Raw genomic sequence first — 21,171 nt, 5'->3', positions numbered from 1 at the left:
CGCCCGCCCCCGACCGACGCCCGCCCAGCGCCCGCCCGACGCCCGACCGACGCCCGCTCAGCGCCGGTAGCCGCGCTGCGGGTCCCGCTCCTCCGCGTCCTCGTACATCAGGAACCATCCCTCGGGGTGCGTCGCGGTCAGCAGCAGTTCGGTGCGCTGCTCGGCGCCGAGCTCCGGGTCCCCGTCGTCCGGCCCGTACACGCCGAACAGTTCGTCGTGGCAGCCGTCCCAGTCGTAGTCGTAGAGGTCGGCCGGCAGGTCGCCCATCATGTCGGCCACCGATTCGGGCTGGGAGCCCAGCAGGGTCCGGGCGTCCACCAGGGCCATCCGCAACGCGAGTTCCTCGGCCAGGCAACGCGGCAGCGGCCATTCGCCGAGCGCGAGGTCGTCGGCGAGGTCGTCGAAGGTCCGGGCCATGGTGCGCCGCCAGCCGCGGTGCAGCCGCCAGGTGCGCTGGGGCAGCCGGGCGAATACCGTCCAGTCGACGTCCTCGCCGTCGACGACCGGGTCGTCCCCGTGTTCGTCGAGGTCGTCGTAGGCGGCGTCGGCCAGGCCGAGCAGCTGTGCGTGCAGCAGGCAGGCGGTGCGCGGGGTGAGGGTCCAGTCCGCGCCCGCGCCGCCGTCCTCCTCCTCGCCGCCGTCCAGCGGGAAGAGTTCGGCGAAGTCCGGGGTGAAGTCCTCGGTGACGCTGATCTCCAGCGTGCCGCCGATCGCCTCGACCCCGGGGATCGCGGCCACCAGCCGGTCGGGGTGCAGCAGTGCGCCGAGGGCCGCGTTGGCGTCCTCGGCCACCTCGCGCAGCAGTTCACGGCGCTGGCCCGCCGGGTCGATGCCCTCGAAGTCCAGTTCCTCGACGGCCCTGATCGCGGCCGCGCGCAGCGCCGGCCAGTCGGTGATCCGCAGGCCCAGTACCACCGTCGCCTCGATCTCCGGCGCGTCGGAGTACTCCGCCGCGCCCGGCCCCTGCGGATGATCGCTTCGCTCGCCCATGGGGCTACGGTACGGCCTTTCGGCCGCCCGATCACCGGTCTGAACCAGCTTCCGGAGACCCATCTCGGCCACCTCCCCGCCGTGCCTCTGTCACTCGGACGCACGACACCGGCAGGATGACCCCCATGGCTGACATCAACGAGTACGGCGGCGGGCAGGGCCCGAACGCCGACGTCATGGTCGTGACCACCAATGACATCCCCGGTTTCCGGGTCGATCACGTGATCGGCGAGGTCTTCGGACTGACCGTGCGCAGCCGCCACATCGGCAGCCAGATCGGCGCCGGGCTGAAGTCGCTGATCGGCGGCGAGCTGCGCGGTCTGACGAAGACGCTGGTGGAGAGCCGCAACGAGGCGATGCAGCGCCTGATCGAGCAGACCAAGGCGCGCGGCGGCAACGCCGTCCTGATGATGCGCTTCGACGTCACGGAAGCGGCGGACGTCGGCACCGAGGTCTGCGCGTACGGCACCGCCGCGGTGATCTCCCCGATCGGCTGAGCCACCCGGCCCGCGCCCGGCGCGGGAACAGTCCCCGACCGTCCGATGTTTCACCGGCGTGACTGTTTACGGTGCAACCAAAGCGGCCGGTCCGCGACTCGTGGACGTCCTGGTGGTGGGCGCCGGACAGGCCGGACTGTCCGCCGCCTATCACCTCGGCCGCCGGGGCTTCGCCCGCTACCGGGAGGGAGTCGACGGCGGCTTCGTCGTCCTCGACGCCAACGCCACCCCCGGCGGTGCCTGGGCGCACCGCTCGCCGTCCCTGCGGATGGCCACCGTGCACGGCTTCCACGACCTCCCGGACGCCGAGCTCCCGGCACCCGACCCCCAGGCCCGCGCGCGCGACGTGGTGCCGGGGTACTTCACAGCGTACGAGACCCGGCACGCGCTCCCGGTCGTACGCCCGGTAGCGGTCCGCGCGGTGCACGCCGAGTCCGAGCGCCCCGACTCCCGGCTGCTGGTCGAGACCGACCGCGGCACCTGGTCCACCCGGGCTCTGATCAACGCCACCGGCACCTGGACCCGCCCCTTCCTCCCCCACTACCCGGGCCACTTCGCGGGCCGCCAGCTGCACTACGCCGAGTACCGCGGTCCCGAGGAGTTCGCGGGCCGGCGCGTCCTGGTGGTGGGCGGCGGTGCCTCGGCGGTCCAGGTGCTCTCGGAGGTCGCCGCGGTCGGCGAGACGGTCTGGGTCACCCGCTCCGAGCCCGTCTACCACGAGGGCCCGTTCACCCCCGAGTACGGTCGCGCGGTGGTCGCCAAGGTGGAGGAGCGGGTCCGCCTGGGGCTGCCGGTGCGCAGCGTGGTGAGCGTGACCGGCCTCGGCCCCTCGGTCGCCTACCGCCGGGCCGAGGAACTGGGCGCACTGAAGCGCCGACCGATGTTCGACCGGCTCACCGAGCACGGCGTCGCCTGGGGCGACGAGGAGCTGACGGTCGACGCGATCGTCTGGGCGACCGGCTTCCGCCCCGAGGTGGGCCACCTCGCCCCGCTCGGCCTGCGCTCCCCCGGCGGCGGGATCGCCCTCACCGGCACCCGCGCCACCGCCGACCCGCGGGTCCACCTGGTCGGCTACGGCCCGTCGGCCAGCACCATCGGCGCGAACCGGGCCGGCCGCGCCGCCGTCAACGACCTGGTCGGACTCCTCGGGGACCCGGCCGGCGAGACCGAGCCCACCCACCTCGCCGCCCACGTCCCCGCCACCGTCCCCGGCCAGGTCCCCGCTGCCGTCCGAACCACCGGATCAGCCGGCTGAACCAGCGGGGATCAGCGGTCGTAGTCGACGGTGACCCGGTCGGTGACCGGCCGAGCCTGGCAGGTGAGGACGTACCCCGCCGCCAGCTCCTTCTCCTCCAGCGCGAAGTTGCGACGCATCTCCACCTCGCCCTCGGTGACCAGCGCCCGGCAGGTGCCGCAGACCCCGCCCTTGCAGGCGAACGGCAGGTCGGGGCGGGAGCGCTGGGCGCCGTCCAGGATCGAGCGGTCACGCGGGAGGGCGAGGGTGCTGCCGCGCCCGTCGAGGACGACGGTGACCTCGCTGCGCTCGCCGGTCGTACCCGAGCCCTCCGAGCCGTCCGCGCCGTCCCAGTCCTCGTCGCGCTCGGCGAGCGGCTCGTCCTCGGCGTGGAACAGCTCCTGGTGCACCCGCTCGCCGGGCACCGCCAGCTCGGCGAGCAGTTCCTTCGCCCCGGCGACCATGCCGAACGGGCCGCACAGCCACCAGTGCCCGACCCCGTCGACGTCCACCAGCGCCGTCAGCAGCGCCCGGACCCGATCCGGGTCCAGCCGACCGCTGAGCAGTTCGGCGTCCCTGGTCTCCCGGGAGAGCACGTGGACCAGCTGGAAGCGGCCGAGGTAGCGGTCCTTCAGGTCGGCCAGCTCGTCCGCGAACATCACGGTGTCGGAGCGCCGGTTGCCGTAGAGCAGCGTGACGGTGGAGCGGCGGTCGGCGGCCAGCACGGAGGCGGCGATCGACAGCATCGGGGTGATGCCGGAACCGGCCGCGAGCAGCACGTGGTCGGCGGGCTCGCCGAGTTCGGGGCTGAACAGGCCGGACGGCGTCAGCACCTCGACCTCCTCGCCGGGCCGGGCCTCGCGGACCAGCCAGCGCGAGAACAGTCCGCCGGGCACCTCGCGGACGGCGATCCTCAGCGGCCCGCCGACCGGGGCGCAGATCGAGTACGAGCGGCGTTCGTCGGCGCCGTCCACCAGCTTGCGCAGGGTCAGGGTCTGCCCTGGCCGGAACGCGTACTCGGCCGCCAGGTCGTCCGGCACCGCGAAGGTCACCGCCACGGCGTCCTCGCAGAGCCGCTCCACCCGGTCGATCCGCAGCCGGTGGAAGGTCGGACGGCGGGCCGGGCGGACGGGGTCCGACACTGGGGTCGCGGCGGGCATTCAGATCTCCTTGACGCGTTCGAACGGCTCGCGGCAGGCGCGGCAGCGCCAGAGCGCCTTGCAGGCGGTGGAGCCGAAGCGGGACAGCTCCTCCGTCTCGGTGCCGCCGCACTGCGGGCAGGGCACGGGAGCCGCGGCACCGGTGCGGGTGGGGCCCAGCAGGAGCGGGACCGGCCCGGCGGCGGGCGCCAGGGCCGAGGTGGGGCGCGGCGGGGCGATGCCCGCCGCGGTGAGCTTGCGGCGGCCCTCGGCGGTGATCAGGTCGGTGGACCAGGGCGGGTCCAGCCGCAGCCGCACCCGGACGTCCGGGTACCCGGCGGCGCGCAGCCGGCGGTCGACGTCGGCGGCCATCTCGGCGACGGCCGGGCAGCCCGAGTAGGTCGGCGTCAGCCAGGCGGTCACCGTGCCGCTGCCGTCGTCCACCTCGACCCCGGCCAGCACGCCCAGGTCGGCCAGGGTGAGCATCGGCAGCTCCGGGTCCGGGACGGCCGCGGCGACCTCCCAGGCCGGTCCGCGGACGGTGGCCGCAGTGGCCGCAGTGGCCGCAGTGGCTGCGGTGGCCGCGGTGGCCGCGGTGCCCGTCACCACGTCGCCCCCGGGTGCGCGCGGGCCACCGCCTGCATCTCGGCGAGCAGCGGGCCGAGCTCCTCGGTGTGCACCCCGTCGCGGCCGGCCCGGCCCAGCACGGTGGCCAGCGGCGGGACGTCCGGCACGGTCAGCCCCGCCTCGGCGAGGACGGCGGCGAGCTCGCGCAGCACCGGTTCGCGCAGCCGCGCCGGGTCGACACCGGCCCGCAGCTCCACCGGGTGCGCGGTGAACAGCTCCTCCAGCAGCGGCCAGACCGCGTCCAGCCCCGCCTGCATCCGCTCCGCCGAGTACGGCGTGCCGTCGCCGAGCCGCAGCGTCCAGGCGGTGGCGTACTCGCGGTGGTACGCCAGCTCCTTGACGCCCCGGGCCGCGACCGCGGCCAGCACCGGGTCCGGGTGCGCGCTCAGCGCCTCGTACAGCGCACCGCGGGCGGTGGCGAACAGCAGCAGCCGGGCGACCGAGTACGCGAAGTCGCCGTTCGGGGTCTCCACCAGGCGGACGTTGCGGAACTCGTGCTCCTCCCGCCAGTACGCCAGGTCGTCCTCGGTTCGGCCGGAGCCGTCCGCCTGACCGGCCCGGGTGAGCAGCAGCCGGGCCTGGCCGAGCAGGTCGAGGCCGAGGTTGGCGAGCGCCACCTCCTCCTCCAGCTCGGGCGCCCGGGTGCACCACTCGATCAGCCGCTGGGCGAGCACCAGGGCGTCGTCGCCGAGCATCTGGCAGTAGGCGGCGAGGTCCGGGCCGGCCAAGCCGGCGGGCAGGGCGGTGTCCACGCCGAGCAGCGGGTCGGCGAAGCCGGTCCCGTAGGCCCAGCGGCCCTCGCCCTCGGGACCGGGGGTGGCCCCGGCGAGGCTGAGGTAGACGTGGTCGTCCTCGGTGGCGGACGCGGTGTGGTCGTGCACGGTGGCTCCCCCGTCAGATGTGCGGGACATCCTCGGGGATGTCGTAGAAGGTCGGGTGGCGGTAGACCTTGTCACCGCTGGGCTCGAAGAACGGGTCCCGCTCGTCCGGGGTGGAGGCGGTGATCGCGTCCGAGCGCACCACCCAGAGGCTGACGCCCTCGTTGCGGCGGGTGTACAGGTCGCGGGCGGCGAGCAGGGCCATCCGGTCGTCGGAGGCGTGCAGCGAGCCCACGTGGACGTGGTTCAGGCCGCGCCGCGGGCGCACGAACACCTCGTACAGCGGCCAGCCGGCCTTGGACTCGGTCACTTTCCGTTCTCCTGTTCGGGGGTCTGCCGCTCAGCGGCTCCGGCTGCGGCTGCCGTTTCGACTACGACCGCGGGTGCTGCAGCGGCCTCGGCGGCGCGCTTGGCCGCGTAGGCGACGGCCGCCTCGCGGACCCAGGCGCCCTCTTCGTGGGCGGCCCGGCGGCGGTCGATCCGCTGGGCGTTGCACGGGCCCTGGCCGTGGATGACCCGGGTCAGCTCGGACCAGTCCGGCTCGCCGAAGTCCCAGCCACCGCGTCCCTCGTTCCAGCGCAGCTCGGGGTCGGGGAGGGTGACGCCCAGGTGCTCGGCCTGCGGCACGGTCATGTCGACGAAGCGCTGCCGGAGCTCGTCGTTGGTGTGGCGCTTGATCCGCCAGGCCATCGAGCGGGCGGTGTTCGGCGAGTCGGCGTCCGGCGGGCCGAACATCATCAGCGACGGCCACCACCAGCGGTCCACCGCGTCCTGGACCATCCGGCGCTGGCCGTCGGTGCCGCGCATCAGGGTCATCAGGAGCTCGTAACCCTGACGCTGGTGGAAGGACTCCTCCTTGCAGATCCGCACCATCGCCCGGGCGTACGGACCGTAGCTGCAGCGGCAGAGCGGGACCTGGTTGCAGATCGCGGCACCGTCCACCAGCCAACCGATCACGCCGACGTCGGCGAAGGTCAGGGTGGGGTAGTTGAAGATCGAGGAGTACTTCTGACGGCCGCTGATCAGCTTCTCGGTCAGCTCCGCGCGGTCGACGCCGAGGGTCTCGGCGGCGGCGTAGAGGTAGAGGCCGTGCCCCGCCTCGTCCTGGGCCTTGGCCAGCAGGATGGCCTTGCGGCGCAGCGAGGGGGCCCGGGTGAGCCAGTTGCCCTCGGGCTGCATGCCGATGATCTCGGAGTGGGCGTGCTGGGCGATCTGGCGGATCAGGGTGGCCCGGTAGGCGTCGGGCATCCAGTCCCTGGGCTCGATCCGCTGCTCGGCGGCGATCACCGCGTCGAACCGGTCCTCCGGCGTCTGCGCGGGGACGGCCTCGGCCACCTCTGCTCTCACCACGGTCCCCTCTCACGTCACACGATCGACCGACCGACTGACCGTTCGGTCGGTACCATTCTGCGCGGCAAGGTGGAGGGATGGCAAGGGACGGGCCAGGGAGCCGGAAACGGATAACAGCTGACAGAATCTGAATTCTGTCAGCTGTTATCCGTCATCTGTGATCTGTTACCTGTGAGCCGTCGGCTGTGGACCGTCAGCGGTCAGCGGCCACCTGTTGCCAGTCGCTTGTTGCCTGTTGCCTGTTGCCTGTCAGCCGCCCCCGCTCACCCCTCCCCCCGGTCCCGAAGCCGTGGCAGTGGCACCGCGAGCAGCGCGGCGAGCAGGGCGATCCGCGGAGCGAGCTGGTCCAGCCGGATGTACTCGTGCCGGGCGTGGGCACCGGCGCCCACCGCGCCGAAGCCGTCAAGCGTCGGCAATCCGCGGGAGCCCGGCAGGTTGGTGTCCCCGGCCCCGCCCGCCGGTCCGCCGTCCAACTGCTGCCCGAGCACCGCGGCGAGCGAACGCACGTGCCTCAGCAGCGGGTTGCCGCTCCGCTCGGGCCAGGCCGGCCGACTGGACAGCACCTCGGTCCGCACCCGCGCGCCCGGCCGCAGCGCGGTCAGCCGGGTCAGGTTGTCGAGCGTACGGCGCTGCGCCTCGATCGTGGAGAACCGCAGCCCCAGCTCCGCCTCGGCCCGACCGGCGATCACGTTGGCCCGCGAACCGCCGCTGATCCGACCGGCGTTGAGCTCGGTGCCGGGCTGGCCCGCCAGACCCCGGACGAGCACCAGCTGGTCGACGAGTTCGTCCACTGCCGACACCCCGTCGTGGGCGTCGTTGCCCGCGTGGGCCTCCCGCCCGGTGACGGTCAGCCGCACCCGGGTGCTGCCGCGCCGCGCGGTCTTCAACCGACCGTCCGGGTGCGGCGGTTCCAGCCCCAGGACGGCCGCCGCACCGCGCAGTTGGCGCTCGACCAGGCGCCGCCCGTCCGGGCTGCCGACCTCCTCGTCGGACACCACGACCAGTCGCACGGTGCGGTGCGGCCGCTGCCCCAGGTCCGCGAGCAGCGCCAACGCACCCTCCAGGACGGCCAGTCCGCCCTTCATGTCGACCACGCCGGGCCCGGTGAGCCGCCCGTCCTGCTCGGCCACCGGCCAGTCCGCCAGGGTGCCGACCGGCCAGACGGTGTCGTGGTGGCCGACGATCAGCAGGTGGGGCAGGGTCTCGTCCCGTCCCTCCCACTCCAGCACCAGGTGGTCCCCGGCCGGACCGGGTTCGCGGCGGGCGGTGGCCCCGGTGGCCCGGAAGCCGGCCGCCAACTCTTCGGCCAGCGCGTCGAGTCGGGGCGCGTCACCGCTGGGCGACTCGATCCGGGCGAGGTCCGCGCAGCGCCGCCGGACGGCGCCGGCCAGGGTGCGGGCCCGGCTGCTGAGCGCCTGCGGAAGTCCGGGCAGCGCCGCGGTGGCACTGGCGGCGGCCGAACCGGTGGCGGCCGAGCCGACCGCCGTGGCACCCGAGTTGGCCGGAGCGGCCACGGAGACCACGGAGACCACGGCTGCAGCGGCGGGGGCGGGGGCGGGGGCAGGGGCAGGGTCGGCCGCGCCGGCCAGGGCTTCGCCGTCGGTGGCGGCGGGAACGGTCACCGATACGCGGTCGGGTTCCGCGGCGGCACCCGGTGCGGCCGGCGACCCGACGATCTGGGGACTCAACGCTCGCCTCCGCGGCCGCAGCCGGTATTCAGCGGCCGTACCGGCCGACCGCTCCCGCCCGGGTACCAGGCCCGGCCGGACCGCACCGGCCGGCCGGGATGTTGCACGGCCCGTCGGAACGGTCCCTCTGGCCCAAGTGCGGTGGAACGGTTGGGCGGCGTGCTTGGCATTGCGTCCTCCTCGCTCGATCCGGTGGCCCCGGTCCGCCCGGAGCCCCGTGGACGGCGGCCTCCTGTTGGCGGGCGCAGTGGCCGCACCGCCGCAGGGAGGCCGAGATGTGAGCCTAGAAGAACCGTTCGGTCCCCTGCGAGGTGGCCCTGTTCCCAGCGTGCCGGTACGGGCCCCGGTTTCGGGCGCCCGTGGAAGGAAGCGGCGGGCGTTCGGCGGGCCGGGCCCGGATCGACGCGCGGGCGCGGTCGCCGGATCGCACCCATCTCCACCATGGACCCGCCGCCCGGGTTCGGCAGCGCAAACGGCCAAGGCACGGCATTTCCACGCCGGATGGGTGACATCGGCTCAGCAGGCGGTACCAACCGGAGGCACGAGACGGCTCAGGGAAGCCCGCGGCGACACCCGAACCGACACCCCGGGAACATCCGCGTGAACGCCGTCCGACGCTGCGCCCCGCCCTGCCCTCGCGAGCGCCCGCCGTCAGGCACCCTCCCCGACCAGCCCCGCATCCCGTGCGAGCAGCGCCGCCTGGACCCGGTTGGCCACCCCGAGCGCGGTCAGGATCCGACTGACGTGCGCCTTGACGGTGCTCTCCCGCATGCCCAGCACGCCCGCGATCTCGGCGTTGGAGAGCCCGTCGGCGACTTCGCGCAGCACCTCGGTCTCGCGCGGGGTGAGCCCGGCGATCCGGCCGCGCGCGGCCACGGACCGGGGCGCACCGACCCGGTGGTACCGGTCGATCAGCCGTCGCGCGGCCGCGGGGTGCAGCATCCCCTGCCCGGCGGCGACCACGTGGACGGCCCGGGCGATCTCGGCGGGCGGGGTGTCCTTCAGCAGGAAGCCGTCCGCCCCGGCGGCGAGCGCCTGGTACACGTACTCGTCCAGGTCGAACGTGGTGAGCGCGATCACCCTTGGGGTGTCGGGGAGTTGGCGCAGCCGCCGGGTGGCGGCGATCCCGTCCAGCCGGGGCATCCGGATGTCCATCAGCGCGACGTCGATCCGGTGGCCGCGGGCCAGCTCGACGGCCTGCAGCCCGTCGGCGGCTTCCGCGACCACGGTCAGCGCCGGGTCCTGGGTGAGCAGATCGACCAGGCCGAGGCGCACCAGCGCGTCGTCGTCGACCACCATGGTGCGGATCAAGTGACGTCCTCCGGCTGCGGGGTCTGCGGGGGCTGTGGGCGCTGCGGGTGCTGCGGGTGCTGCGGCGGCGGGGAAAGCGGGGGCGGCGGGGGCGCCGGGGGGGGCGGGGGGGGCGCCGCCCCCGGCGGCCGGTCCGGCGCGGGCAGCCGGGCGGAGAGCCGGAAGCCCCCGGCACCGTCCGGGCCCGCGTCCAGGTGGCCGCCCAGTGCGCCGACCCGTTCGCCGAGCCCCACCAGCCCGTACCCGCCGCCGGTGCCCGACCCGTTCGGTGCGGGCTCGCCCGGGCCGTTGCGGATCTCGACGGTGGTCGCCGGCGCGCCGTAGCCGACCCGGACGGTGACGGGCGCGGTGTGGGCGTGCTTGCGGGCGTTGGTCAGCGCCTCCTGGACGACCCGGTGGACGGCGAGCCGGTGGGTGGTGGGCACGGCCTCCGGATCGCCGGCGAGGGCGAGTTCGACGTGCTGACCGGCCTGGTTCGCCTCGGCGACCAGCTCGGTGAGGTCGCGCAGGGCCGGCGCCGGGACGCGGGCGGGTCCGACCGGTGCGGGCGGTTCGGCCGCGTTCGCTGCGGCGGTCGGCTCCGGCGGATCGGCGCGCAGCGCGCCCAGCACGTCCCGCAGGTCGTCGAGCGAGCGGGCGGCGGCGGTGCGCAGCAGTTCGAGGCGGTGGGTGAGCCGGTCCGGGTCGGCGGCGACGGTACCGGCGCGGGCCTGGTCGCGCAGCACTCCGGCGTGCAGCACCAGCAGGCTCAGCCGGTGGGCGAGCACGTCGTGCATCTCCCGGGCGATCCGGGCGCGTTCGGCCGAACGGGCTTGCTCGGCGCGCAACTCCCGTTCCCGCCGAAGGGTTTCGACCTGGGTGTGCAGGGTGCGGATCAGCACCCGGCGGCCGTGCAGCCACAGACCGAAGCACAGCACGGCGGCCTGGACGAAGAGTTGGGAGCCGGTGGTGCCGGCCCAACCGACCAGCGAGTCCGCCCTGGTCGCGCTGACCACGGCGATCACCGTACCGCCGACCGCAGCCGGGCCGACCCGGCCGAGCGAGGCGAGGTGGTAGACGCTGAACAGGCCGGGGAACGCGCGGTTGAACAGCCCACCGGTGAGTACCGGCAGGACGGCCGAGGCGAGCGGGTAGCGGCGGACGGCCAGCAGGGAGAGCGCGGCCAGCGCGGCAGCCGCCGTACGGGGCAGGCACAGCGGGCCGTCCGTATGCAGCCACTGGAACAGCCCCTCCTCGCCGGCGAGACCGAGGATGCCGAGCAGCAACAGGGTGTCCGCCCAGGGCCGGCGGTCCGGGCCGTACCAGCCGAGCGGACCTGTGCGCATCGAACCCCTCCCGCCCGGGCCGTCCGGCTCCGGTCCCCTCGCGTCGGTCCGCGCCCCACGCGTCCGTCCGCGCCCCTCACGTAAGTTCTCGCCCCACCGGCGGGTCCACGTCCCGCGCGTCGGTCCGTGCCCGTGCGCTTCGGCGCGCTTCAGTTCGCGTCCGTCCGCCGTCGCGTCCGTCCACCGTCGCGTCCGTTCGCTCGATGCTACGGGCGGGCGGCGGCGCGGCGCCCCCTCCTCCCGGGCGGCCGCACCCTCGACTTTCGTCGGGGGGCGGCGCCGCTCACCGGCCGATCCGGGCCGGTCGCGGCCTCCCTAGCGTCGACGGCATGACGACCGGACAGCTCCATCCTCACCCCGACTCCCCTCCACCGCAGCGCAGTTCGTACGGTTCACGGTACGGCGGGGACCGCCTGCTGTTCCTCGCCGAGGCGCTGCGCACCTTCCATGACACCGGCGCGCTGGTGCCGAGCGGGCCGGATCTGGTGAACGCCCTGGCGGTGCCGGCCACCAGCCGTCCCAACCGGCCGATCTCGGTGCTGGAGGTCGGCGCGGGGACGGGCGTGGTGACCCGTCGGCTGGCCCGGGTGTTGCGCCCGGGCGACCGGCTGCACGCGGTCGAGGCGAATCCGCGGTTCGCCGACCGACTGCGGGAGGATCCGGTGCTGGCCGCGCGTCGGCCGGGGGTGGGCCTGCGACTGTCGGCCTGCCGGGTGGAGGAGCTGCCGGAGGCGGCCGGGGCGCCCGGGACCGGACCCGAGGGCTCCGGGGAGGGGAGCGGCGGCGAGCGGTACGACGTGATCGTCTCCGGAGTGCCGTTCACCAACTTCGAGCCGGCCCTGGTGCGGGACCTTCTCGACCTCTACCTGCGGCTGCTGGCCCCCGGCGGCGAGCTGACGTACTTCGGCTACCTCGGCACCACGACGGCACGAACCCTCCTCTCGGGCCCGCGCCGGGGCGCCCGCCACCGGGCGGTGGTACGGCTGCTGCGGCGGTTCGAAGCGACGTACGGGCTGGGCGAGCGCACGGTGTGGCGCAATCTGCCGCCCGCCCGCGCCTATCTGCTGCGCTCGCCGGGGCCGTACGCCTAGCTGGACACCCAGCTGTACGCCCAGCGAACCACCCCTGCCTCGCGCCACCGCTCCCCGCCAGCCCGCCACTTCGCCACTTCGCCAGTGGTGGTGCGAACAAATGACAAAAGACAGCGAACAGATTTTGAAATCTGTTCGCTGTCGTGCCATAGTGAGACCCGGGTCACACTGCCCCCGCCTTCCGGCGCCGCACTCGCCCCCCGGAGCACCCATGCCCTCCACCACCCGCCCCGCACAGCGCACCCTCGGCGCCTCCGGGCCCGTCACCTCCGCCCTCGGCCTCGGCTGCATGGGCATGTCCGACCTCTACGGCCCCGCCGACGAGGCCGAGAGCATCGCCACCGTCCACGCCGCCCTGGACGCCGGGATCACCCTCCTCGACACCGGCGACTTCTACGGCATGGGCCACAACGAACTGCTGATCCACGAGGCCCTGCGCGGCCGCGACCGCGACAGCGTGCAGATCAGCGTGAAGTACGGCGCCCAGCGCGGGCCCGACGGCCAGTGGGTCGGCTACGACACCAGCCCGGCCGCGACCAAGACGGCGCTCGCCTACACCCTGCGCCGCCTGCGCACCGACCACGTCGACGTCTACCGCCCGGCCCGTCTCGACCCGAGAGTCCCGATCGAGGAAACCGTCGGCGCCATCGCGGACCTGGTCAAGGCCGGCTACGTCCGCCACATAGGCCTCTCCGAGGTCGGCGCCGACACCCTGCGCCGCGCCGCCGCCGTCCACCCGATCAGTGACCTGCAGATCGAGTACTCCCTGCTCACCCGCTCGATCGAGGCCTCCGTGCTGCCCGCCGCCCGGGAGCTCGGCATCGGCATCACCGCGTACGGCGTGCTCTCCCGCGGCCTGCTGAGCGGCCACTGGACCCCGGAACGCCCGCTCGCCGGCACCGACTTCCGCGGCGACAGCCCGCGCTTCCAGGGCGAGAACCTGGCCCACAACCTCGCGCTGGTCGAGGCGCTGCGCGCGGTCGCCGACGCGAAGGGCGCGAGCGTCGCCCAGGTCGCCATCGCCTGGGTGGCCTCGCGCGGCGAGGACGTCGTCCCGCTGGTCGGCGCCCGCCGCCGGGACCGGCTGGCCGAGGCCCTCGGTTCGCTGGACGTCACGCTGACCCCGGCCGACCTCACCGCCGTCGAGGCGGCCGTCCCCGCCGGCGCCGCCGCCGGCGACCGGTACGCTGCCGCGCAGATGGCACGCCTGGACAGCGAGCGCTGACCGAGCCCCCCGCTGACCAGCGGAAACCCTCCGCACCAAACCGACCCGCACCACCCGACCCGCACCACCCTAAGGACGGCCCCCGTGACCACGGACACCGCACTCACCGCCGAGCAGATCCTGATCGCGGCGGAGGAAGTACTCCGGCGGTTCGGCCCGGCCAAGGCCACCGTCGTGGACGTCGCCCGGGAACTCGGCGTCAGCCACAGCAGCGTCTACCGCCACTTCCCCAGCAAGGCGGCGCTGCGCGAGGCGGTCACCCAGCGCTGGCTGGACCAGGCGCACCACGAGCTGGAGACCATCTCGATCGACGGCGGCGGCGCCGCCGAGCGCCTCGAACACTGGCTGATCACGCTGTTCGCAGCCAAGCGCAAGAAGGCGCTGGACGACCCGGAGCTGTTCGCCACCTACCTCGTGCTGGCCGAGGAGAACAGCGCCATCGTCGACGCGCACATCGAGACCCTGGTCAACCAGATCGCCCAGATCGTCCACGACGGCACGGACCGCAAGGAGTTCAGGCTCGCCCACATCCTCACCACCGCCCGCGCCGTCTTCGATGCCACGGCCCCCTTCCACGACCCGGTGTTCGCGGCCAGCTGGTCCGAGCCGGGCGCGGACGAGCGCTTCGCGGCCGTCTGGAAGCTGATCCTCAACGGTCTGAACGCCAAGCACTGACGACCGCGGGCGACGCCGCACGGGGCGCCGGCGACCGGGACGATATCCGGTCGCCGGCGCCCCGGCCGGTCGGGCAGACTGTCGCACACAGTTGATCTCACTCGGAGGATGACATGGGTGCGGCCGGTCCGGTCCTGGACGGTCTGCGGGGGCTCGCGCTCGGCGACGCCTTCGGCGACCGGTGGTTCTCGGTGCCGGTCGACGAGGCGCCCGTCGCACTGGCCGCCCGGCTGGTCCGCCCGGCGCCCTGGCACTGGACCGACGACACCGCGATGACCCTCGTCCTGGTGCGCCACCTCACCGCCCACGGCGAGGTCCGACAGGCCGCGCTGGCCGGGGAGTTCGCGGCCGAGTACGCCCGCGACCACCAGCGCAAGTACGGCCCGTCGATGCACCGGGTGCTGCGCGGGATCGGCGCCGGCGGAGACTGGCGCGCCATCACCTCGAGCCAGTTCGAGGGCCAGGGCTCGTACGGCAACGGCGCCGCGATGCGGGTCGCCCCGCTGGGCGCCTGGTTCGCCGAGGACCTCGACGAGGTGGTCCGGCAGGCCGAACTCCAGGCGCTCACCACCCACTTCCACCCCGAGGCGGTCGCCGGAGCGGTGGCGGTCGCCCTGGCCGCAGCCCTCGCCGTCCGCAGCCGGGGCCGGCCGGCGCCCGGCCGGGCCGAGTTGCTCACCGAGGTGGCCGGCCGGCTGCCGGAGAGCGACGTCCGCTCCGGCCTGCGGATCGCCGCCCGGCTGCCGGAGCACACCAGCATCCGGCACGCCGCCAACGTGCTGGGCTCGGGGCTGATGATCTCCGCCCCGGACACCGTCCCGTTCGCCCTCTGGTCCGCCGCCGGGCACCTGGACTCACTGCCGGAGGCGATCTGGCACACCCTGGCGGGCTGGGGCGACATGGACACCACCTGCGCCATCGCCGCCGGCGTGGTGGCCGCCCGCACCGGGCTCGCCGAGGTACCGGCCGACTGGCTCACCGCCTGCGAGGTCCTGCCGGACTGGGTCGCCCAGGCCCCGGCCCCGTCCGGGGCCCCGCGCTAGCGGCCGGGCCACCGCGGCCGCACGTCGGCGGGCCGGCTCCCTCCCCGGGGGCCGACCCGCCGATGCGTGGCGAACGCCCCTATCAGCGGCGCGAGTTGCCGAAGATCAGCCGGTAGGCGATCAGCAGCACCAGCGCGCCGCCGATCGCGGACACCCAGGTCGGCCCGTCGAAGAACCGGGCCGTGATCGACCGGTGCATGAAGTGCGACGCGATCCAGCCGCCGACGAAGGAGCCGGCGATCCCGATCAGGGTCGTCACGATCAGGCCGCCCGGATCCCTCCCGGGCAGCAGCAGCTTGGCCAGGGCTCCGGCCACCAGGCCCAGCACGATCCACGCGATGATGCTCATCCGACCCATCCCTCCCGTCCACGGCGCGACGGCCCCGTCCCGCGCGCTCCGCAACCGAGGACGCCACCGCCCCCAGGCCCGGTTCCGGGCGGCGTGATCCGGGCGGCGTGATCCGGGCGGCGTGATCCGGCCACCCGGAGCCGACCGGTCCGCGCGTGGCGTCCTTCCGACCGGACGCACCCGCCGAAATACTGCGGCCATGCGCATCCTGATCGCCACCGTCGGCTCCCGGGGCGACGTCGCCCCCTTCACCGGGCTCGGCGTCCGCCTGCGGGCGGCCGGACATCAGGTGGCCGTCGCCACCCACACCACCTTCGCCGAGTCGGTACGGGCCGCCGGGCTGGAGTTCCGCCCGCTGCCGGTCGACCCGCGCACCGTACTCGCCTCCACCGAGGGCCGACGGCTGCTGCGAGCCGGCAGCGGACCCCTGAGCGTCCTGCAACTCCTGCGCCTGGGAAGGCGGTTCATGCCCGCCCTCGGCGACGGCATCACCGAGGCCACGGCACTCGGCACCGACCTCCTGCTCACCACCAGCACCACCAGCGCACTCGGCCAGGTCGCGGCCGAGGCCGCCGGCATTCCCAGCATCGGACTGTACCTCCAACCCCTCTCCCCCACCCGCGAGTTCGCGCCCGCCGTGACCGGCGCCCGCTCGCTCGGGCGGTCCGGCAACCTGCTCGCCGGGCAGGCCGTGCAGGCCGCCACCGACCAGTTGTTCGTCCCGGCCGTGCGCGGGCTGCGCCGACGGCTCGGGCTGCCGCCGCTGGGCGTCGCCCGCGCCCGGCGCGACCACCCCGTCCTGCACGGCTTCTCACCGCGGGTCGTCCCCCGGCCGATGGACTGGCACCCCCGGCTGGACGTCGCCGGGTACTGGTGGCCCTCCGCGCCGCCCGACTGGCGACCCCCGCAGCGGCTGCTGGACTTCCTGGCCGCCGGACCGCCACCGGTCTTCATCGGCTTCGGCAGCCTGGTCGTGCCCGAGCCCGAGCGGCTCACCGCGACCGTCCTGGCCGCCGCCCGGGCCGCCCGGGTCCGCGTATTGCTGCAGTCGGGCTGGAGCGGATTGGCCGCCGAGGACTCCGACTCCGTACTGACCATCGGCGACACCCCGCACGACTGGCTGTTCCCCCGCACCTCGGTCGTCGTCCACCACGCGGGTGCCGGCACCACGGCGGCCACCCTGCGCTCCGGCACCCCGGCCGTCCCGGTGCCCGGCCAGCTGGACGCCCCGTTCTGGTCCGCCCGGCTCACCGCCCTCGGTGTGTCCCCCGGCCCGGTCCCACTGCGCGCCCTGACCGCCAGCCGCCTCGCCACCGCCATCCGCCACCTCCTGGACGACCCCCACTACCGCACCCGCGCCCGTTCCGTCGCCGCCGCCCTCGCCACCGAGGACGGAGCCGCCAAGGTCCTGGCCGCGGTGGAGGCGGTGGAGGCGGCGGCGAAGGGGATGACGAGAAACAGCTGACGGATAACAGCTGACGGATAACAGCTGTCGAAATCTGTCAGCTGTCATCCGTCGGCCGCTATCCGTCGGCCGCCATCTGTCTGCCGTCAGCTGTCGCCCGCCCGCCGCCCCGGAACGCTCAGCGCCAGGTACACCGCCCCCGCCGACACCAGCCCGACCGCCCAGCCGTAGTCGGCGAGCGGCTTGAGGAAGGGGATCACGCCGTCCACCGGGAACGGCCCCTGCTTGACGCCGTGCCCGTCGACGGTGGAGTACGAACCCCCCACCGCCAGCAGGCCGCCGACCAGCAGGGCGGCCACCGCCCGCCAGTTCCAGCCGGCCGCGTACCAGTACGCCCCGAACGGCCGGTACAGCTCGGTGAGCCGCAGCCGGGTGCGGCGCAGCACCCAGTAGTCGGCGATCAGCACCCCGGCGACCGTCCCGAGCAGTCCGCCGACCACGCCCAGCCAGACGTAGATGTAGACGTGCGGGTCGGCGGTCAGCCGCCACGGGAAGAGCGCGATCCCGACCACACCCGTGATCAGCGCCCCGGTACGGAAGTTGACGAACCGGGGCAGCAGGTTGGCCAGGTCGTAGGCCGGGGAGACGACGTTGGCGGCGATGTTCACCGACAAGGTGGCGACCAGGACGGTCAGCAGCGCGAACAGCAGGGCGACCGGGCTCTCCATCTTCGCGGCGAGCTTGATCGGGTCCCACACCGGCTCGCCGTAGACCGCTGCGGAGCCCGAGGTGACCAGCACCGACAGCAGCGCGAACAGCGTCATCGTGGTCGGCAGCCCGAGCGCCTGGCCGCGGATCTGGGCCCGCTGGCTGCCGCCGAAGCGGGTGAAGTCGGGGATGTTGAGCGCCAGCGTGGACCAGAACCCGATCATCCCCATCAACGACGGGAAGAAGACCTGCCAGAACCCGCTGCCCCAGCCCAGTTTCGACGGCTGGTCCAGCAGCGGCCCCAGCCCGCCCGCCTTGACGCCGATCCACACCAGCAGGGCGAGCGCGCCGACGATGACGAACGGCGCCGCCCAGTTCTCGAAGCGCCGAAGCGCCTCCATCCCCCGGGCGATGATGACCATCTCGACCAGCCAGAACAGCAGGAAGGAGGCCCACTGCGTCCACGGGTATCCGCCGAACTCCGTTGCCGTGCGCCAGGATTCGCCGAGCAGTCGGCCGGCGAGCAGGAAGATCCCCTCGCCACCGATCCAGGTCTGGATGCCGAACCACGCGCAGGCCACCGCCGCCCGGATCAACGCGGGCAGGTTGGCGCCGCGCAGTCCGAACGAGGCCCGGGCGAACACCGGGAACGGGATGCCGTACTTCGTCCCGGCGTGCCCGGTGAGGAGCATCGGCGCGAGCACGATCAGGTTGGCGAGCGCGATGGTCAGCACCGCCTGCTTCCAGTCCATCCCGATCGCGATCAGGCCCGAAGCCAGCGTCCAGGACGGAATGTTGTGGGCCATCCCGACCCAGAGCGCGAGGAAGTTGTAGGTGGTCCAGGTGCGCCGCCGCACCGGGACCGGCCGGAGGTCGTCACTGGTGAAGCCGTTGGGTGGCAACACCCCCTCGGCCGGGTCGGGTTCGACCCGGCCGTCGGGGTGCTGCCGCTGTCCGCCGCCGGTCGCGGTGTCGGCCATGGGCAACTCCCGTCTGCCGCATGCGGGATCAGGGGTTCAAGGGATCAGGGGTTCAAGGGATCAGGGGTTCAAGGGATCAGGGCTCAAGGGATCAGGGCTCAAGGGATCAGGAGCTCACGGTCCAGGGGTCACGGGTTCAGAGGTGCGGGATGACGTCCGTCCCGTAGGCGTCGATGGTGGACTCGACCGCGTCGTGCATCGCGTAGACGGCGAACTGGTCGACGCCGAGGGAGCGGAGTTCCGCGAGCCGGGCGCGCTGGGTCTCGGCCGGCCCGATCAGGCAGAACCGGTCGACGATCCCGTCCGGGACGAAGGCCGTGTCGGGGTTCCCGGCCCGGCCGTGGTGGCTGTAGTCGTAGCCGTGGCGGTCCTTGATGTAGTCGGTGAGGGCGTCCGGCACCAGGTCGGAGTGCTCGCCGTAGTGGCTGACCAGGTCGGCGACGTGATTGCCGACCATCCCGCCGAACCAGCGGCACTGCTCCCGGGCGTGGGCCAGCGCGGCGGGCGAGTCGTCGGCGGTGACGTACGCGGGCGCGGCCACGCAGATGGTGACGTCGGCCGGATCCCGGCCCGCCTCGACGGCCGCGGCCCGGACCGCCTTGACCATGTACTCGGTGAGGTAGGGGTCGGCCAACTGCAGGATGAATCCGTTTGCTTGACGCCCGGTCAGGGAGAGTGCCTTGGGTCCGTACGCGCCCATCCAGATCGGCAGCGCGGCGCCGGGGCCGACCCACGGCAGGTGCATCTCGGTGCCGTCCACCTCGACGGTGCGTCCCTCGGCCAACTCCTTGATGGCGTGCATGGCTTGGGAGAGCCGGTCGAGCGTGGCGGGCCGGCGGCCGGCGACCCGCATGGCGGAGTCGCCGCGGCCGATGCCGCAGACGGTGCGGTTGCCGTACATGTCGTTGAGCGTGGCGAACAGGGAGGCGGTGACCTCCCAGGTGCGGGTGGAGGGGTTGGTGACCATCGGGCCGACGGTGAGCCGCTCGGTCTCGGCGAGGATGCGGCTGTAGATGACGAAGGGCTCCTGCCACAGCACGCAGGAGTCGAAGGTCCAGCCGTGGCTGAACCCGGCCCGTTCGGCGCGGATCATCCGGTCGATGAGCAGGCGGGCGGGCGGGTCGGTCTGCAGGACGAGGCCGATGTCCATGGTGGCTCCGGGAGAGGGATCGGGAGGGCGGTCCGGGGCCGGCGTGCGGCGCGGCCCCGGACGGGGGGATCAGGTCAGGTACTGGCACGTGTCGCGGCGTAGGAAGGTGCCGTGTCCGGCCCGGCCGAGCCAGCGGCGGTCGTCCAGCACCACGGTGCCGCGCGAGAGCACCGTCCGGGCCCGGCCGGTGAGTTGCCGGCCCTCGTAGGCCGAGTAGTCGACGTTCATGTGGTGGGTCGCGGCGGAGACGGTCTGCACGGCGGTGGGGTCGTAGACCACGAGGTCGGCGTCCGCGCCGGGCGCGATGGTGCCCTTGCGCGGGTGCAGCCCGAACATCCGGGCCGGGGTGGTGCAGGCGATCTCGATCCAGCGGCGCCGGCTGATCCGCCCGTCCACCACGGCCTGGTGGAGCAGGTCCATCCGGTTCTCCACGCCCGGGAGACCGTTGGGGATCTTGGAGAAGTCGCCGCGGCCCAGTTCCTTCTGCCCGACGTAGCAGAACGGGCAGTGGTCGGTGGAGACCACTTGGAGGTCGTTGGTGCGCAGCCCGCGCCAGAGCGCTTCCTGGTGCTCGCGCGGCCGCAGCGGCGTGCTGCACACGTACTTGGCCCCCTCGAAGCCGTCCGCGCCCTCCTCGGCGAGGTTGTCGGTGGAGAGGAAGAGGTACTGCGGGCAGGTCTCGCCGAACACGGGGAGGCCGGCGTCGCGGGCCCGGGCGAGTTCGTCGAGCGCCGAGGCGGCGGAGACGTGCACCACGTAGAGCGGACTACCGGCCACCTGGGCTAGCTTGATCGCCCGGTGGGTGGCCTCGGCCTCCAGCAGTTCGCGCCGGACCTCGCCGTGGTAGCGCGGGGCGGTGCGTCCGGCGGCGAGGGCCTGTTCGACCAGGACGTCGATGGCGATGCCGTTCTCGGCGTGCATCATGGTCAGCCCGCCGTTGGCCGCCCCGCGCTGCATGGCGCGCAGGATGCGGCCGTCGTCGCTGTAGAAGACGCCGGGGTAGGCCATGAAGAGCTTGAAGGAGGTGGACTCGCCGGAGTCGACCAGCGCGTCCATCTCCTTGAGGACGGCGTCGTTGACGTCGGAGACGATGGTGTGGAAGGCGTAGTCGATCGCGCAGTTGCCCTCGGCCTTGGCGTGCCAGGTGTCCAGGCCCTCGCGCAGGGCGCCGCCGACGGGCTGGACGGCGAAGTCGACGATGGTGGTGGTGCCGCCCCAGGCGGCGGCGCGGGTGCCGGTCTCGAAGGTGTCGGAGGCCGCGGTGCCGCCGAACGGCAACTCCATGTGGGTGTGGGCGTCGACGCCGCCCGGGATGACGTAGTGGCCGGTGGCGTCGATGACGGTGTCGGCGGTCCAGGCCTCGGCGGCGGCGCTGCCGGTGGCGGCGAGGGCGGCGACGCGCTCGCCCTCGATCAGGACGTCGGCGTGGAGTTCGTCGGCGGCGGTGATGACGAGGCCGCCGCGGACGACGGTGCGCTGCCGCGGGTCACGGGTGCTCATCGGGCT

Annotated in this window: 20 protein-coding genes; 7 read left to right on the top strand and 13 right to left on the bottom strand. The window is 74.0% G+C overall.

Going from position 1 to position 21,171, the window contains the following annotated elements:
- Window positions 1–57: 57 nt before the first annotated feature.
- Window positions 58–990: a hypothetical protein gene (locus ACFWIS_RS10125; RefSeq protein ID WP_380451031.1), complete on the bottom strand. Its 933-nt coding sequence runs from the start codon at window positions 988–990 to the stop codon at window positions 58–60.
- Between the two features lie 125 nt (window positions 991–1,115).
- Between ACFWIS_RS10125 and ACFWIS_RS10120 the strand changes: the two genes are divergently transcribed.
- Both ACFWIS_RS10120 and ACFWIS_RS10115 read left to right on the top strand, forming a co-directional pair.
- Complete coding sequence (locus ACFWIS_RS10120; RefSeq protein ID WP_375890615.1) at window positions 1,116–1,487, top strand: YbjQ family protein; 372 nt, start codon at window positions 1,116–1,118, stop codon at window positions 1,485–1,487.
- Between the two features lie 58 nt (window positions 1,488–1,545).
- Window positions 1,546–2,742, top strand: coding sequence for an NAD(P)-binding domain-containing protein (locus ACFWIS_RS10115; RefSeq protein ID WP_380523804.1), 1,197 nt, complete (start codon window positions 1,546–1,548; stop codon window positions 2,740–2,742).
- A gap of 11 nt (window positions 2,743–2,753) precedes the next feature.
- Here the strand turns inward: ACFWIS_RS10115 and paaE are convergent, their stop codons facing one another.
- The 8 genes from paaE to ACFWIS_RS10075 all read right to left on the bottom strand — a co-directional run bounded on the left by paaE (window position 2,754) and on the right by ACFWIS_RS10075 (window position 11,039).
- Window positions 2,754–3,881, bottom strand: coding sequence for a 1,2-phenylacetyl-CoA epoxidase subunit PaaE (paaE, locus tag ACFWIS_RS10110; RefSeq protein ID WP_380451034.1), 1,128 nt, complete (start codon window positions 3,879–3,881; stop codon window positions 2,754–2,756).
- Window positions 3,882–4,469, bottom strand: a complete 588-nt coding sequence (gene paaD / locus ACFWIS_RS10105; RefSeq protein ID WP_380451036.1) for a 1,2-phenylacetyl-CoA epoxidase subunit PaaD — start codon at window positions 4,467–4,469, stop codon at window positions 3,882–3,884.
- On the bottom strand, window positions 4,463–5,398 hold the full coding sequence (gene paaC, locus ACFWIS_RS10100) for a 1,2-phenylacetyl-CoA epoxidase subunit PaaC (protein ID WP_380451038.1): 936 nt from the start codon (window positions 5,396–5,398) through the stop codon (window positions 4,463–4,465). The genes paaD and paaC overlap by 7 nt, the downstream gene beginning before the upstream one ends.
- On the bottom strand, window positions 5,382–5,675 hold the full coding sequence (gene paaB, locus ACFWIS_RS10095) for a 1,2-phenylacetyl-CoA epoxidase subunit PaaB (RefSeq protein WP_030234269.1): 294 nt from the start codon (window positions 5,673–5,675) through the stop codon (window positions 5,382–5,384). The genes paaC and paaB overlap by 17 nt, the downstream gene beginning before the upstream one ends.
- Window positions 5,672–6,712, bottom strand: a complete 1,041-nt coding sequence (paaA, locus tag ACFWIS_RS10090; protein ID WP_380451040.1) for a 1,2-phenylacetyl-CoA epoxidase subunit PaaA — start codon at window positions 6,710–6,712, stop codon at window positions 5,672–5,674. Before paaA ends, paaB begins: the two co-directional genes overlap by 4 nt.
- A 266-nt stretch (window positions 6,713–6,978) precedes the next feature.
- The gene (locus ACFWIS_RS10085; RefSeq protein ID WP_380451042.1) at window positions 6,979–8,337 is read right to left on the bottom strand and encodes a M20/M25/M40 family metallo-hydrolase; all 1,359 of its coding nucleotides are present in this window, start codon (window positions 8,335–8,337) and stop codon (window positions 6,979–6,981) included.
- Window positions 8,338–9,054: 717 nt separating this feature from the next.
- Window positions 9,055–9,714, bottom strand: a complete 660-nt coding sequence (locus tag ACFWIS_RS10080) for a response regulator (RefSeq protein ID WP_380451044.1) — start codon at window positions 9,712–9,714, stop codon at window positions 9,055–9,057.
- Entirely contained in the window at window positions 9,711–11,039 is a 1,329-nt protein-coding gene (locus ACFWIS_RS10075; protein ID WP_380451046.1) for a sensor histidine kinase, read from the bottom strand. Before ACFWIS_RS10075 ends, ACFWIS_RS10080 begins: the two co-directional genes overlap by 4 nt.
- Before the next feature lie 329 nt (window positions 11,040–11,368).
- Between ACFWIS_RS10075 and ACFWIS_RS10070 the strand changes: the two genes are divergently transcribed.
- The 4 genes from ACFWIS_RS10070 to ACFWIS_RS10055 all read left to right on the top strand — a co-directional run bounded on the left by ACFWIS_RS10070 (window position 11,369) and on the right by ACFWIS_RS10055 (window position 15,073).
- Entirely contained in the window at window positions 11,369–12,130 is a 762-nt protein-coding gene (locus ACFWIS_RS10070) for a class I SAM-dependent methyltransferase (RefSeq protein ID WP_380451048.1), read from the top strand.
- Between the two features lie 211 nt (window positions 12,131–12,341).
- Window positions 12,342–13,355, top strand: coding sequence for an aldo/keto reductase (locus ACFWIS_RS10065; protein WP_380451050.1), 1,014 nt, complete (start codon window positions 12,342–12,344; stop codon window positions 13,353–13,355).
- An 84-nt stretch (window positions 13,356–13,439) separates the two neighbouring features.
- On the top strand, window positions 13,440–14,030 hold the full coding sequence (locus tag ACFWIS_RS10060) for a TetR family transcriptional regulator (RefSeq protein WP_380451052.1): 591 nt from the start codon (window positions 13,440–13,442) through the stop codon (window positions 14,028–14,030).
- A 113-nt stretch (window positions 14,031–14,143) separates the two neighbouring features.
- A complete protein-coding gene (locus tag ACFWIS_RS10055) occupies window positions 14,144–15,073 on the top strand; it encodes an ADP-ribosylglycohydrolase family protein (RefSeq protein WP_380451054.1) in 930 nt (309 codons plus the stop codon).
- An 82-nt stretch (window positions 15,074–15,155) separates the two neighbouring features.
- Here ACFWIS_RS10055 and ACFWIS_RS10050 read toward each other — a convergent pair whose 3' ends face one another.
- The gene (locus ACFWIS_RS10050; protein ID WP_380451056.1) at window positions 15,156–15,422 is read right to left on the bottom strand and encodes a GlsB/YeaQ/YmgE family stress response membrane protein; all 267 of its coding nucleotides are present in this window, start codon (window positions 15,420–15,422) and stop codon (window positions 15,156–15,158) included.
- A gap of 199 nt (window positions 15,423–15,621) precedes the next feature.
- Here ACFWIS_RS10050 and ACFWIS_RS10045 point away from each other — a divergent pair, with 199 nt between their 5' ends.
- Entirely contained in the window at window positions 15,622–16,887 is a 1,266-nt protein-coding gene (locus ACFWIS_RS10045; protein WP_380451058.1) for a glycosyltransferase, read from the top strand.
- A gap of 86 nt (window positions 16,888–16,973) precedes the next feature.
- Here the strand turns inward: ACFWIS_RS10045 and ACFWIS_RS10040 are convergent, their stop codons facing one another.
- The 3 genes from ACFWIS_RS10040 to hydA form a co-directional block, all read right to left on the bottom strand.
- Window positions 16,974–18,515 (bottom strand): NCS1 family nucleobase:cation symporter-1, encoded by a 1,542-nt coding sequence (locus ACFWIS_RS10040; protein ID WP_380451060.1) that lies wholly within the window; start codon window positions 18,513–18,515, stop codon window positions 16,974–16,976.
- A gap of 136 nt (window positions 18,516–18,651) precedes the next feature.
- Window positions 18,652–19,665 (bottom strand): TIGR03842 family LLM class F420-dependent oxidoreductase, encoded by a 1,014-nt coding sequence (locus tag ACFWIS_RS10035; RefSeq protein WP_380451061.1) that lies wholly within the window; start codon window positions 19,663–19,665, stop codon window positions 18,652–18,654.
- A gap of 69 nt (window positions 19,666–19,734) precedes the next feature.
- Complete coding sequence (hydA, locus tag ACFWIS_RS10030; protein WP_380451063.1) at window positions 19,735–21,165, bottom strand: dihydropyrimidinase; 1,431 nt, start codon at window positions 21,163–21,165, stop codon at window positions 19,735–19,737.
- Between the last annotated feature and the right edge of the window lie 6 nt (window positions 21,166–21,171).

It is taken from the genome of Kitasatospora sp. NPDC127060 (genome assembly GCF_042724935.1).
In the GTDB taxonomy this organism is placed as follows: domain Bacteria; phylum Actinomycetota; class Actinomycetes; order Streptomycetales; family Streptomycetaceae; genus Kitasatospora.
Note: the sequence above shows the minus strand (reverse complement) of the source record. Positions and strands in the feature narration are given on the sequence as shown.

Excerpts from the sequence above, each read along its gene's own strand:
- ACFWIS_RS10075 (WP_380451046.1), bottom strand. The coding sequence starts at position 11,039 with ATGCGCACAGGTCCGCTCGGCTGGTACGGCCCGGACCGCCGGCCCTGG.
- ACFWIS_RS10035 (WP_380451061.1), bottom strand. The coding sequence starts at position 19,665 with ATGGACATCGGCCTCGTCCTGCAGACCGACCCGCCCGCCCGCCTGCTC.
- hydA (WP_380451063.1), bottom strand. The coding sequence starts at position 21,165 with ATGAGCACCCGTGACCCGCGGCAGCGCACCGTCGTCCGCGGCGGCCTC.
- ACFWIS_RS10040 (WP_380451060.1), bottom strand. The coding sequence starts at position 18,515 with ATGGCCGACACCGCGACCGGCGGCGGACAGCGGCAGCACCCCGACGGC.
- paaE (WP_380451034.1), bottom strand. The coding sequence starts at position 3,881 with ATGCCCGCCGCGACCCCAGTGTCGGACCCCGTCCGCCCGGCCCGCCGT.
- ACFWIS_RS10055 (WP_380451054.1), top strand. The coding sequence starts at position 14,144 with ATGGGTGCGGCCGGTCCGGTCCTGGACGGTCTGCGGGGGCTCGCGCTC.
- ACFWIS_RS10050 (WP_380451056.1), bottom strand. The coding sequence starts at position 15,422 with ATGAGCATCATCGCGTGGATCGTGCTGGGCCTGGTGGCCGGAGCCCTG.
- ACFWIS_RS10125 (WP_380451031.1), bottom strand. The coding sequence starts at position 990 with ATGGGCGAGCGAAGCGATCATCCGCAGGGGCCGGGCGCGGCGGAGTAC.
- ACFWIS_RS10045 (WP_380451058.1), top strand. The coding sequence starts at position 15,622 with ATGCGCATCCTGATCGCCACCGTCGGCTCCCGGGGCGACGTCGCCCCC.
- ACFWIS_RS10065 (WP_380451050.1), top strand. The coding sequence starts at position 12,342 with ATGCCCTCCACCACCCGCCCCGCACAGCGCACCCTCGGCGCCTCCGGG.
- ACFWIS_RS10120 (WP_375890615.1), top strand. The coding sequence starts at position 1,116 with ATGGCTGACATCAACGAGTACGGCGGCGGGCAGGGCCCGAACGCCGAC.
- paaC (WP_380451038.1), bottom strand. The coding sequence starts at position 5,398 with ATGTCCCGCACATCTGACGGGGGAGCCACCGTGCACGACCACACCGCG.
- ACFWIS_RS10070 (WP_380451048.1), top strand. The coding sequence starts at position 11,369 with ATGACGACCGGACAGCTCCATCCTCACCCCGACTCCCCTCCACCGCAG.